Annotated in this window: 8 protein-coding genes; all 8 read right to left on the reverse strand. The window is 72.1% G+C overall.

Features of this window, described 5'->3' with window-relative positions; genetic code table 11:
* Positions 1 to 14: 14 nt before the first annotated feature.
* Entirely contained in the window at positions 15 to 3,215 is a 3,201-nt protein-coding gene (tmk, locus tag ACZ6JT_RS18000) for a dTMP kinase (protein WP_469210867.1), read from the reverse strand.
* A gap of 143 nt (positions 3,216 to 3,358) precedes the next feature.
* A complete protein-coding gene (gene topA / locus ACZ6JT_RS18005) occupies positions 3,359 to 6,184 on the reverse strand; it encodes a type I DNA topoisomerase (RefSeq protein WP_469210868.1) in 2,826 nt (941 codons plus the stop codon).
* Positions 6,185 to 6,530: 346 nt separating this feature from the next.
* Positions 6,531 to 6,668, reverse strand: coding sequence for a hypothetical protein (locus ACZ6JT_RS18010; protein WP_469210870.1), 138 nt, complete (start codon positions 6,666 to 6,668; stop codon positions 6,531 to 6,533).
* Between the two features lie 112 nt (positions 6,669 to 6,780).
* Positions 6,781 to 8,307: a DUF7059 domain-containing protein gene (locus ACZ6JT_RS18015; protein ID WP_469210872.1), complete on the reverse strand. Its 1,527-nt coding sequence runs from the start codon at positions 8,305 to 8,307 to the stop codon at positions 6,781 to 6,783.
* Between the two features lie 107 nt (positions 8,308 to 8,414).
* Positions 8,415 to 8,981: a small secreted protein gene (locus ACZ6JT_RS18020; protein WP_469210873.1), complete on the reverse strand. Its 567-nt coding sequence runs from the start codon at positions 8,979 to 8,981 to the stop codon at positions 8,415 to 8,417.
* Positions 8,982 to 9,144: 163 nt separating this feature from the next.
* The gene (locus tag ACZ6JT_RS18025; protein ID WP_469210875.1) at positions 9,145 to 11,550 is read right to left on the reverse strand and encodes a sodium-translocating pyrophosphatase; all 2,406 of its coding nucleotides are present in this window, start codon (positions 11,548 to 11,550) and stop codon (positions 9,145 to 9,147) included.
* Positions 11,551 to 11,806: 256 nt separating this feature from the next.
* Positions 11,807 to 12,247 carry an ATP-binding protein gene (locus ACZ6JT_RS18030; RefSeq protein ID WP_469210877.1) on the reverse strand — a complete coding sequence of 147 codons (441 nt, stop codon included), beginning with the start codon at positions 12,245 to 12,247 and terminating at the stop codon, positions 11,807 to 11,809.
* Between the two features lie 122 nt (positions 12,248 to 12,369).
* Positions 12,370 to 12,711 (reverse strand): anti-sigma factor antagonist BldG, encoded by a 342-nt coding sequence (bldG, locus tag ACZ6JT_RS18035; RefSeq protein ID WP_008743037.1) that lies wholly within the window; start codon positions 12,709 to 12,711, stop codon positions 12,370 to 12,372.
* Positions 12,712 to 12,732: the final 21 nt, after the last annotated feature.

Genomic DNA, 12,732 nt, shown 5'->3' on the forward strand with positions numbered 1-12,732 from the left:
CCGGCCCGCCGAGGTCAGCGGCGGCGGCGCGGTCCTCGTTCGCCCTCGTCGCCGTCCTCGTCGTCCCGGTGGCGGCCCAGCAGTTCGTCCGCCAGCGTCGGCAGATCGTCCAGCGGGGTCTCCTCGGCCCAGTCCGGGCGCGGCCGCTGCGACCGGCCGTCCTCGCCGAGCACGGGCAGCTCCCGCGTCCGGTCGTTGGCCGAGTCCCGGAAGATGCCCGACGGCACCCGGTCGGCCGGGTCCTCCTCGGGGCGCCGGGCCGTAGGCCGCGAAGCGGACCGGGCCCGGCCGGTACCGGCGCCGCCCTGTGGAGCTGCCCCCGGGCGGACCGGCGGCAGCACGGCCGTCTCGTCGGCCGGGCGAACGGGCGGCAGCACGGCCGTCTCCTCGGCGGACGTCCGGTCGACCTTCGGCACCGGGACGGTCTGGGTGACGTCGTCGGGCTGGACGACCCGCTTGACCACCGGGGTCTCGACCGTCACCGCGTCGTCCGGGTGCGGCTCCTTCGTCATGGGCACCTTGGGAGCGGGAGCCGGAGCCGGAGCAGGCGCAGGCTCGGGAGCCGGAGCCGGAGCAGCCGCCGAAGCCGCAGTGGCCTCCGCCGCGGCAGCAGCCGCGGCGGCCTTCGCGGCAGCCTCGGCCGACGCGGCCTCCACCAGCCGGCGTGCCTCCTCGGCCTTCAGCAGGGCCTCCTCGGCCCGCCGCTGCTTCTCCAGCCGCCGCTCCTCGGCCTCGGCCCGCAGCCGTGCCTCTTCCTCGGCCTGCCGACGCAGCCGCTCGGCCTCCGCCGCGCGGGCCTTCTCCTCGGCCTCCAGGCGCAGCCGCTCGGCCTCGGCCCTGGCCCGGGCCTCCTCCTCGGCGCGCTGCCGCTCCTCGGCGGCCTTCCGCGCGGCCTCGGCCTCCGCCTTGATCCGCGCTTCTTCGGCCTCGCGGGCCAGCCGGGCCTCTTCCTCGGCCCGCAGCCGCGCTTCCTCGGCCTTGCGGGCCGCCTCCTCCTCGGCCTTGCGCCGCGCCTCCTCCTCGGCGAGGCGCCGGGCCTCCGCCTGGGCGGCCACCTCGGCCTCGGAGAGCGGGAGCATCCGGTCCAGGCGGTGGCGTACGACGGTGGTCACCGAGTCCGGGTCCTGGCCCGCGTCGACCACGAGGTAGCGCCCGGGGTCGGACGCGGCGAGCGTCAGGAACCCGGACCGCACCCGCTGGTGGAACTCCGCCGGCTCCGACTCCAGCCGGTCCGGCGCCTCCGTGAACCGCTCCCGCGCCGCCTCCGGCGACACGTCGAGCAGCACGGTCAGGTTCGGCACGAGCCCGTCCGTCGCCCAGCGCGAGATCCGCGCGATCTCCGTCGGGGAGAGGTCGCGGCCCGCGCCCTGGTAGGCCACCGAGGAGTCGATGTAGCGGTCCGAGATGACGACCGCGCCGCGCTCCAGGGCCGGCCGCACCACGGTGTCCACGTGTTCCGCGCGGTCGGCGGCGTACAGCAGCGCCTCGGCGCGGTTCGAGAGTCCGGCGGAGGACACGTCGAGCAGGATCGAGCGGAGCCGCTTGCCCACGGGGGTCGCGCCGGGCTCGCGGGTCACGACGACCTCGTGGCCCTTGTCCCGTATCCAGGCGGCCAGCGCCTCGACCTGGGTGGACTTGCCGGCGCCGTCGCCGCCCTCCAGGGCGATGAAGAACCCGGCGTCGGACGGCGCCTGCACCGGCTCCCCGCCGCGCAGCGCCTCGCGCAGGTCGCGCCGCAGGGGTACGCCGCTGCGGTCGTCGGCCTTGGTGAGCACCACCACGGCCACCGGCAGCAGCAGGGCGCCGGCCAGCATCAGGGTGAAGGCGGCGCCGCCGTGCGCGAAGACGACCTCGGCGCCGGTCAGCCGGTGCGGGCCGATCACCGCGGCCAGGACCGGGGCGCCGACGGCGCCGAGCCCCACGGCCACCCGTACGACCGCCTGGAGGTGCTCGGTGACCCGGGCCCGGCGGAATTCCTCGGTCTCCTGGTCCAGCAGGGTGTGGCCGGCGTTGGCCGCGATGCCCGCGGCGACGCCGGCGAGCAGCGAGAGGAAGAGCACCGTCGCGGTGTCCGGGACCAGGCCGGTCAGCAGCAGCGCGAGCCCGGTCACCGCTATGGCTAGGGCCAGCAGCCGGCGCCGGGACAGGCTCGGCAGCACCTTGCCGGCCTGGGTGGCGCGGATCCCGACGGCGGTGCCGCCGACCAGCGCGAGGACGAACAACGCGAAGGCGGCCGGACCGCCGCCCAGGTCGAAGGCGTGCAGGACGGCCACGGCCACGGCGCAGGACACCGCCCCGGCGACCGCGGCGCAGCTGAGGACCAGCAGGGGGATGGCGCCCGTACGGCCCTTGTCGGGCCGGTCGCCCGCCTTGGGGGCGCGCAGGCCCTCCAGCGGGGAACGCGGGCGCGGGGTCGCCCCGGTGGGCAGCACCAGCGGGAGCAGCAGCGAGACCGACGCGGCGAACAGCCCGGCGGCAACGTACGAGCCGAGGGCGGCCTGGTTCGCGGCGAACCAGTCCACGCCGAGGCCGAGCGCCTTGCCCAGCAGGGTCGCGGCGAGCAGCGCGGCCGCCGCGACGGGGAGCGCCGCGAAAGCCGTACGCAGGGTCAGCCGTCGCAGCGCGTCCAGGTGGTCCGGGAGCGGCCGTACGGTCGCCCCCTCCGGCGGCGGCGCGGGCAGCAGGGCGGGCGCCGCGCTCTCCTTGGCGAGGGTCCACAGCCGCTCGGCGGCGCCGGAGACGAAGACGGTGGCCAGCAGCGCGGTGAGCGCGTGGGCGGGGATCCAGTCGAGCCACAGCGGGGCGACGACGAAGAGGCCGATGCGGACCCCGTCTGCGCCGACCATCGTCCAGCGGCGGTCCAGCTTGCCGCCCGAGCCGAGGAGTCCGGCGAACGGGCCGAGGAGGACCGCGCCGAAGAGCAGGGTGGCGAGGATCCGGACCCCGAAGACGGCGGCGACGGCGAGGGCCGCGCCGCGGTATCCGCCGCCGAAGGCCCCTTCCGTGGCCGCGGCCTGGAGGGCCAGCAGCACCAGCACCAGCAGGGCGAGGGCGTCTCCGATGCCGCTCACCAGCTGGGCGCTCCACAGCCGGCGCAGCCTGGGGGTGCGCAGCAGTGCGCGCACCGCGCGCTCGCGGGAATCCGCGGCTAGGGCTTCGTCGTAGGTGGGCTTCGCCGGGGCGGTCACGACCGTTGGCTGCTCGGCTCGCGTCATCCGCCCAGCCTATCCGCTGCGCTTGGCGGGTGCGGAAGCCTGTGGACAAGGCCGGGTGTGACTCCGGACCCACCTCCCGGGGCCACGCACCGAGCCCCCGTGCCAGGCACGGGGGCTCGGTGCGGCCGTGACTGCTCGACCGACTACTCGTCCGCGGGAACGGCGGCGGCCTTCTTGGCCACCGTCTTCTTCGCGGTCGTCTTCTTCGCGGTCGTCTTCTTCGCCGCCGTCGTCTTGGCCGCCGTCGTCTTCTTCGCGGCGGTCTTCGTCGCCGTCGCCTTCTTCGCCGGGGCCTTCTTGGCGGGGGCCTTCTTCGCCGTCTTCTTCGCCGGGCCCTTCGCGCGCTTCTCCGCGAGCAGCTCGTAACCCCGCTCCGGCGTGATCGTCTCGACGTCGTCGTCCCGCCGCAGCGTCGCGTTCGTCTCGCCGTCCGTCACGTACGGCCCGAAGCGGCCGTCCTTGACGACCACCGGCTTCTCGCTCACCGGGTCCGTGCCCAGTTCCTTCAGCGGCGGCTTGGCCGCGGCGCGGCCCCGCTGCTTCGGCTGCGCGTAGATCGCGAGCGCCTCGTCGAGCGTGATCGAGAAGAGCTGGTCCTCGGTCTCCAGGGACCGCGAGTCCGTGCCCTTCTTCAGGTACGGGCCGTAGCGGCCGTTCTGGGCCGTGATCTCCACGCCCTCCGCGTCCGCGCCGACCACGCGCGGCAGCGACATCAGCTTGAGCGCCTCGTCCAGGGTCACCGTGTCGAGGGACATCGACTTGAAGAGCGAGGCGGTGCGCGGCTTGACCGCGTTCTTGCCCGTCTTCGGGGTGCCCTCGGGCAGGATCTCCGTCACGTACGGCCCGTAGCGACCGTCCTTCGCGACGATTTGGTTCCCGCTCACCGGGTCCTTGCCCAGCTCGAACTCGCCGCTCGGCTTCGCGAAGAGCTCCTCCGCATACTCGACCGTCAGCTCGTCCGGAGCCATGTCGTCCGGCACGTCGGCCCGCTGGTGGCCCTCCGCGTCCTTCTCGCCGCGCTCCACGTACGGCCCGTAGCGGCCGACCCGCAGCACGATGCCCTCGCCGACCGGGAAGGAGGAGATCTCCCGGGCGTCGATCGCGCCGAGGTCCGTGACCAGCTCCTTCAGACCGCCGAGGTGGTCGCCGTCGGCGGGCACGACCTCGGTCGCGTCCTCCGAGCCGAAGTAGAACCGCTTCAGCCACGGCACGGACTGGGCCTCGCCCCGCGCGATGCGGTCGAGGTCGTCCTCCATCTTCGCGGTGAAGTCGTAGTCGACGAGGCGGCCGAAGTGCGTCTCCAGCAGGTTGACCACGGCGAACGACAGGAAGGACGGCACGAGCGCCGTGCCCTTCTTGAACACGTACCCGCGGTCGAGGATCGTGCCGATGATCGACGCGTACGTCGACGGGCGGCCGATCTCGCGCTCTTCGAGCTCCTTGACCAGCGAGGCCTCGGTGTAGCGGGCCGGCGGCTTGGTCGAGTGCCCGTCCGCCGTGATCTCCTCGGCGGCGAGAGCGTCGCCCTCCGCGACCTGCGGCAGCCGCTTCTCGCGGTCGTCGAGCTCGGCGTTCGGGTCGTCCGCGCCCTCGACGTACGCCTTCATGAAGCCGTGGAAGGTGATCGTCTTGCCGGAGGCGGTGAACTCGGCGTCGCGCCCGTCGGCCGCCCGGCCGCCGATCTTCACGGTGACGCTGTTGCCGACCGCGTCCTTCATCTGGGAGGCGACGGTCCGCTTCCAGATCAGCTCGTACAGGCGGAACTGGTCGCCCGTCAGACCCGTCTCGGCCGGAGTGCGGAAACGATCACCCGAAGGCCGGATCGCCTCGTGCGCCTCCTGCGCGTTCTTCACCTTGCCGGCGTAGACGCGCGGCTTCTCCGGCAGGTAGTCGGCCCCGTAGAGCTGGGTGACCTGCGCCCGCGCCGCCGACACCGCGGTGTCGGACAGCGTGGTGGAGTCGGTACGCATATAGGTGATGAAGCCGTTCTCGTACAGCTTCTGCGCCACCTGCATCGTCGCCTTCGCACCGAAGCCCAGCTTGCGCGAGGCCTCCTGCTGGAGCGTCGTCGTACGGAAGGGGGCGTACGGGGAACGGCGGTACGGCTTGGACTCGACCGAGCGGACGGCGAACGAGGTGTCCGCCAGCGCGGCGGCCAGCGCCCGGGCGCCTCCCTCATCGAGGTGCAGCACCTCGCTCTTGAGCTGCCCGTTCGAGCCGAAGTCGCGGCCCTGCGCCACGCGCTTGCCGTCCACCGTGTTCAGGCGGGCGACCAGCGTCGAGGGGTCGGACGCGTCACCGGCACGCCCGGTGGAGAAGGTTCCGGTCAGGTCCCAGTACTCGGCGGAACGGAAGGCGATGCGCTCGCGCTCCCGCTCGACGACGAGGCGGGTGGCGACGGACTGGACGCGGCCGGCCGACAGGCGCGGCATGACCTTCTTCCACAGGACCGGCGAGACCTCGTAGCCGTAGAGGCGGTCGAGGATGCGGCGGGTCTCCTGGGCGTCGACCATGCGCTGGTTCAGCTCGCGCGGGTTGGCGACGGCGTCGCGGATCGCGTCCTTGGTGATCTCGTGGAAGACCATCCGGTGGACGGGGACCTTGGGCTTGAGGACTTCCTGCAGGTGCCACGCGATGGCTTCGCCCTCGCGGTCCTCATCGGTGGCGAGGAAGAGTTCGTCGGACTCGGCCAGCAGCTCCTTGAGCTTCCTGACCTGGGCCTTCTTATCGGCGTTGACGACGTAGATGGGCGCGAAGTCGTGCTCGACGTCCACGCCGAGACGGCGGACCTCGCCGGTGTACTTGTCGGGAACCTCGGCCGCGCCGTTCGGGAGGTCGCGGATGTGCCCGACGCTCGCCTCGACGACGTATCCCGGGCCGAGGTAGCCCTTGATCGTCTTCGCCTTGGCTGGGGACTCGACGATGACGAGTCGGCGGCCGCCCTTTGCGGTCTCGCTAGTCGGGGACAACTTGGCTCTTCTCTCCGGTCGGCACTCGGTCGCGGTACGGCGACGCTGCGGAGTGTGACGGTACAACCCGCCCCCGTGTCAAACGGCGGAAGCCCGCAACGGCCACTCGAACGGTAACCCGACAAGTGCCGTTTCTGCCGCCCGGATGCCGCGCCGGGGCGTTCCCGATCACCGGGCAGGGTGGCCGCGGGGCCGTCTGGCCCCGCTCGCGCACCCCGTCCCACGTCGGCTTTCGCTGCCGGATCGGGGCCGGACCGGACCCTCGTACGGACCCTCGCACTCCGGTGTCAGAGCCGGGCGGGGCACCCTGCCCCCAGGGCCGGCGAGCCCCCGCGGGCGAGCGGGATCAGCGGATCGCCACGACGGGGCGCACGCCCCCGGCCACCGGCTCGCGGTGCAGGGCGCGCGCCCCCGTCCAGGACGACAGAGCGGCCCCGAACAGCAGGAACACGGCCGCCGCGAAGATCGCCGGACCGTTCTCCATGCCGCTCCCCGTACCCCCGGGCCGCCCTCGGATTCCCCCCGGAACCCGCTGCGCAGGAGACTGCCAGCCTCGGGGGTACAGCGGGCGAACCCCGGGTTACATCCCGGCGCCGCTACTGCGCGGGGCCCCGCCGCGGCTCCAGGAATCCCTGCTCGACCAGCATCCGGATGGACTCGGGCGTCCGGTCCCGCAGCACCACCGGATCCTCCTGCACCAGCTGGGCGATCGCGTCCAGGATCCGGCCCGCGGTCAGTGAGCCGTCACACACTCCGGCGAAGCCCGCGCCGACCGTGTCGACCTTGGTGGCGCGCCGCATCCCGCGGTTCTGCCGGAGCACGACGTGCTCGGGGTCTTCCGCGCCGGGCGCGCCGACCTGCTCCTGCACCACTTCCTCGGCCAGCACGAAGTACGCCTCCAGCAGCGCCGCGTCATCGTGTTCCCGCAGGTAGTCCTGACGGGCGAAGTGGGCGAGCACCGCCTCGCCGAGCGGCTGCTCCACCGTGTGCGGCCACTCCTCGACCACGATCGAGGGCTCGGTGGCGTCCGACCGGCGCAAGGTGATCCAGCCGAAGCCGACGGACTTGGTCTTGCGGGCCTCGAACTCGTCCAGCCAGTCCTCGTAGCGCCGCGCGTACTCCCCGGGATCGGTCCGGTGGTCGCCCGCGTCGCGCAGCCACAGCTCCGCGTACTGCGTCACGTCCTGCACGTCACGCTGCACGATCCAGGCGTCGCAGCCGCGCGGCACCCAGGACCGCAGCCGGTCGCGCCAGTCCTCGCCCTCGACGTGCTGCCAGTTGCCGAGGAACTGCGCGTACCCACCCGGGTTGAGCCGCGCTCCGGCCTCCTGGACCAGGGTCCGGCACAGGTCGTCGCCGCCCATTCCGCCGTCCCGGTACGTCAGCCGGGCTCCCGGGGAGATCACGAACGGCGGGTTCGACACGATCAGGTCGTACGTCGCCTCGCCGACCGGTTCGAAGAGGGACCCGGTGAGCAGCTCGGCCTCCGGGGCGCCCGACAGGGCCAGCGTCAGACGGGTGAAGTCCAAAGCGCGCGGGTTGACGTCGGTGGCGGTGACCCGGGTGGCGTGCCGTGAGGCGTGCAGCGCCTGGATGCCCGATCCGGCGCCGACGTCGAGGGCGGAGCCGACGGGCGTGCGGACGGTGATCCCGGCCAGCGTGGTGGAGGCGCCGCCGACACCGAGGACCACCTCCGTGCCTGGCTGACGCCCCCGGCTGCCGATCCCGCCGGCCCCGCCGACGGCGCAGCCGAGGTCGGACACGATGAACCAGTCCTCGCCGTCCGGGCCGCCGTACGGGCGCACGTCGACGGTCGCGTGCACCTCGTCGCCCTCCAGCCGGAGCCAGCCGTCGGCCAGGGCCGCGTCGACGGGCAGCGCGGCGGCGGCGTGCACGTACGGCTCGGGCTGCTGGAGCAGGAACAGCCGGACCAGGCTCGCGAGCGGGGCGTCGCCGGCGCCACGGGTGGCGCGCAGGGCGGGGACCGTCTCGCTGCGGGCCAGGGCGGCGTAGGCGGGGGCGCCGAGCAGGTCGAGCAGCCCGTCGGCGGTGAAACCGGCGGCCAGCAGGGCACTGCGGAGTTCGGCGGCGTGGTCGGACGTGGGGAGGCTGGTGGTACTCACGCGTCCATTGTGTCCGCTGGGGCCCGTCCTGCCGGTCAGCCGGGCCCCGTACGCACGAAAGGGCGGCCGCGGCCCCTTCCGGGACCCGGCCGCCCTGAGCGCAAGCCCTACTTCGCCGTGGGCGAGGGCGCCGCGACCTGACAGCCCTTCTGGGCGTTGATCGCCTTGTCCAGGCCGCCCGCGTTGAGCTTGGCGAGGGCGTCCTGGCCGCCCTTCGTCGCCTCCTGGAGGCCGCCCGCGACCTCCTTCAGGCCGTCGGCGAACTTCGTCTGCTCCTTGGGGTCGAGGGCGTCCATCTTCGCCTTCAGGTCGGCATACCCCTTGGACGTCGCCTCGAAGCCCTTGGCGGCCGCCTCCTGGGTCGCCGCGCCGTCCTTGACTGGCGGAACTCCCGCCGACTGCAGGGCGGCTCCCATGGTCTTGTACGACTCCGACATGGTCGCGAAAGCCGCGGAATCGGTCTGCTGGACCTCCTCGGGCTTGCTGCTCTCCGTCGCCACGCGCTTGATGTCGGCGTTGGCGGTCTCGATCTTCGCGAGTTCGGGCTGCCACTTGTCGCAGACCTTCTTGGCCCAGGCGCTGGCCTTCTCGTCGGTCTCGTCCCCGCCGCAGCCGGACAGGACGAGCATCAGCACCGCACCGCCCGACATTGCGGCCGCAAGCTTCTTGTTCACCGGATTGGTCCCTTCGAAGGCTCTCGGCCCGGAAGATACACGTCTGCCATCCGGGGACGCACAAAGGCGGACAGACGGCGCGTCAGTCCGCGCTGCCTGTCCGCCCTTCGGGCGTACGGCCGGCCCTGCCCGGCCCTGCCCGTCCTGCTGCCGGGACCTCTGGTCAGGAGACCGTCGCGGGGTCGGCCGGCTGCTGGGCCACCCGCTCGGCGGCTCCGTCCTCGGTCTCGTCGCCGACGGCGATGCCGCGGCGCTTGGAGACGTACACCGCGCCGATGATGACGGCGATCGCGAGGACCCCGACGATCGCCCGCACGGTCGGGTTGGTGTCCGGGCCGTAGCTGAACTGCACGACCGCGGGGGCGATCAGCAGCGCCACCAGGTTCATGACCTTGAGCAGCGGGTTGATCGCGGGACCGGCGGTGTCCTTGAACGGGTCGCCGACCGTGTCGCCGATGACGACCGCGGCGTGGGCCTCGCTGCCCTTGCCGCCGTGGTGGCCGTCCTCGACGAGCTTCTTCGCGTTGTCCCACGCGCCACCGGAGTTGGCGAGGAAGACCGCCATCAGCGTGCCCGTGCCGATGGCGCCGGCGAGGAAGGAACCGAGCGCGCCCACGCCGAGGCAGAAGCCCACGGCGATCGGGGTGAGGACGGCGAGCAGGCCGGGCGTGGCGAGCTCGCGCAGCGCGTCCTTGGTGCAGATGTCGACGACGCGCCCGTACTCGGGCTTCTCGGTGTAGTCCATGATCCCGGGGTGCTCGCGGAACTGGCGGCGCACCTCGTAGACCACGGCGCCCGCGGAGCGGGAGACCGCGTTGATGGCCAGGCCGGAGAACAGGAACACGACCGCCGCGCCCAGGATCAGCCCGACCAGGTTGTTGGGCTGCGCGATGTCCAGGCTGAGGTTCATCTCCCCCGCCTTGGCCCCGACTTCCCTGACCGCGGTGGCGATGGCGTCGTTGTACGAGCCGAAGAGCGCGGCCGCGGCGAGCACGGCGGTGGCGATGGCGATGCCCTTGGTGATGGCCTTGGTGGTGTTGCCCACGGCGTCCAGGTCGGTCAGGACCTGCGCACCGGCGCCCTCGACGTCGCCGGACATCTCGGCGATGCCCTGGGCGTTGTCGGAGACGGGCCCGAAGGTGTCCATGGCGACGATGACGCCGACGGTGGTGAGCAGGCCGGTGCCGGCCAGGGCCACCGCGAACAGCGCGAGCATGATCGACGTACCGCCGAGCAGGAACGCTCCGTAGACGCCGAGACCGATGAGCAGCGCCGTGTAGACGGCGGACTCCAGGCCGACGGAGATGCCGGCGAGGACGACGGTGGCCGCGCCGGTCAGGGAGGACTTGCCGATGTCCCGGACGGGACGCCGGTTGGTCTCCGTGAAGTAGCCGGTCAGCTGCTGGATCAGGGCCGCCAGCACGATGCCGATGGCGACGGCGACGACGGCCAGGATCCGCGGGTCACCGGAGTGGTTGGAGATCGCCGGGTCCTCGACGCCGACGAGCTCCTTGTAGGTGGCCGGCAGGTAGGCGTAGACGGCGATCGCGACCAGCACCAGGGAGATCACGGCGGAGATGAAGAAGCCGCGGTTGATGGCGGTCATGCCGCTGCGGTCGGAGCGTCGCGGGGAGACCGCGAAGATGCCGATCATCGCGGTGATGACGCCGATCGCGGGGACGATCAGCGGGAAGGCGAGGCCCAGGTCGCCGAAGGCGGCCTTGCCGAGGATGAGTGCGGCCACGAGGGTGACGGCGTAGGACTCGAAGAGGTCGGCCGCCATTCCGGCGCAGTCTCCGACGTTGTCGCCCACGTTGTCGGCGATGGTCGCGGCATTGCGCGGGTCGTCCTCCGGAATGCCCTGTTCGACCTTGCCGACCAGGTCGGCGCCGACGTCGGCGGCCTTGGTGAAGATGCCGCCGCCCACGCGCATGAACATGGCGATCAGGGCGGCGCCGAGACCGAAGCCCTCCAGGACCTTGGGGGCGTCGGCGGCGTAGACCAGCACGACGCAGGAGGCGCCGAGCAGGCCGAGGCCGACGGTGAACATGCCGACCACGCCACCCGTGCGGAAGGCGATCTTCATCGCCTTGTGGGAGACCTCGGTCAGGTCCTTGGCGGGCTCTCCCTCGGCGGGGGTCGCCTCCCGCGCGGCGGCGGCGACGCGGACGTTGGCGCGGACCGCGAGACGCATGCCGATGTAGCCGGTGGCCGCCGAGAAGAGGGCGCCGACGAGGAAGAAGGCGGAACGTCCCGCCCGCTGCGTCCAGTCGTCTGCGGGGAGCAGGAAGAGCAGGAAGAAGACCACGACGGCGAAGACGCCGAGGGTGCGCAGCTGCCGGCCGAGGTAGGCGTTGGCGCCTTCCTGGACGGCCGCGGCGATCTTCTTCATGCTGTCGGTTCCCTCGTCGGCGGCGAGGACCTGGCGGACCAGGATCTGCGCGACGACGAGTGCGGCGAGTGCCACGGCCGCAATGACGATCACGATGAGCCGATTGTCATCGGTGAGTACTGCGGATGCCAGATCCGTGGTGCGATCCGGCGCGATAGGGGTGAAGAGCCCCGTCATTCGTCCTCCTTGACGTGATGAGCTCAAGATGTGGACGGATTGTAGGGAGCGCGCCCCGATCAAAACAGTGCGCAGGAAACGCAATTGGCGTGCTCTTGCTCCTCAGCAATAGATCGCGTCACTCCATTACCCTCGAAAGTGGTAATGGGACAAAGGCATTGACGGTCGGTCATTGATCCAGGGAAATGAAAAAGGCCCTGCTCAGCAGGGCCTTGATAAAGATCGGAAGATATGACGGGCCGTCGCCCGGTGGATCTTACGGAAGGTCGGAGGACCCGGAGACGGGCCAGCTCATCCGGATCGTCCCGCCCGATTCGCCACTGGTCACCTCGACGTCGTCGACGAGCCCGCTGATCACGGCGAGACCCATCTCGTCCTCCGTGTCGGCGTCGGGGTCCAGGGCGGCGTCGAGTCCGGACACGACCTCGCCGGAGCCGCCGCCCGGCGCCGGCACCTCGTCGCCGACCTCGATGGAGAACGTCTTGTCCTCCTCGGTCAGGACCACCCGGACGGGCCCGGTGAGCCCATAGCTGCGGTGGAGTCCGACGGCACGCGAGCAGGCCTCGCCCACGGCGAGGCGGACCTCGTCGAGGACGGCTTCCTCCACACCGGCCCGGCGCGCCACGGCGGCCGCGACGAGGCGGGCCGTCCGGACGTGTTCGGGCTGGGCGCTGAAGCGCAGTTCAACGGTGGCCATGCGCGTCCCCCTCGGACTACGGGCGTGCCTTGACAGGGGCCCGGGCCATCCCTGACCCGGTACCCCCGCTCTCCTTGCCGGCTCCCGGCCGCCCGAAGGCCGCCGGGAGCCGCCTGGAGACGTCAGTCGGTGGCGTTGACGGCGTCTTCCACCGTGGTGTGGATCGGGAAGACCTTGGTCAGACCGGTGATGCGGAAGATCTTCAGGATGCGCTCCTGGTTGCACACCAGGCGCAGCGAACCCTCGTGCGCACGGACGCGCTTGAGACCTCCCACGAGCACACCAAGTCCGGTGGAGTCGAGGAAGTCCACTCGCTCCATGTCGACAACCAGGTGGTAGCTGCCGTCGTTCACCAACTCGACCAACTGCTCGCGCAGCTTGGGCGCGGTATACACATCAATCTCGCCACCGACCTCCACGACCGTACGGTCGCCGACAGTGCGAGTCGACAGGGACAGGTCCACGGATCCTCCAGCACCTTGCTA

It is taken from the genome of Streptomyces sp. NPDC046308, assembly GCF_055588065.1.

What these genes read in the sequence shown, in the direction of transcription:
- tmk (WP_469210867.1), bottom strand. Translation starts at nt 3,215, where the DNA reads ATGACGCGAGCCGAGCAGCCAACGGTCGTGACCGCCCCGGCGAAGCCC.
- ACZ6JT_RS18010 (WP_469210870.1), bottom strand. Translation starts at nt 6,668, where the DNA reads ATGGAGAACGGTCCGGCGATCTTCGCGGCGGCCGTGTTCCTGCTGTTC.
- ACZ6JT_RS18025 (WP_469210875.1), bottom strand. Translation starts at nt 11,550, where the DNA reads ATGACGGGGCTCTTCACCCCTATCGCGCCGGATCGCACCACGGATCTG.
- ACZ6JT_RS18030 (WP_469210877.1), bottom strand. Translation starts at nt 12,247, where the DNA reads ATGGCCACCGTTGAACTGCGCTTCAGCGCCCAGCCCGAACACGTCCGG.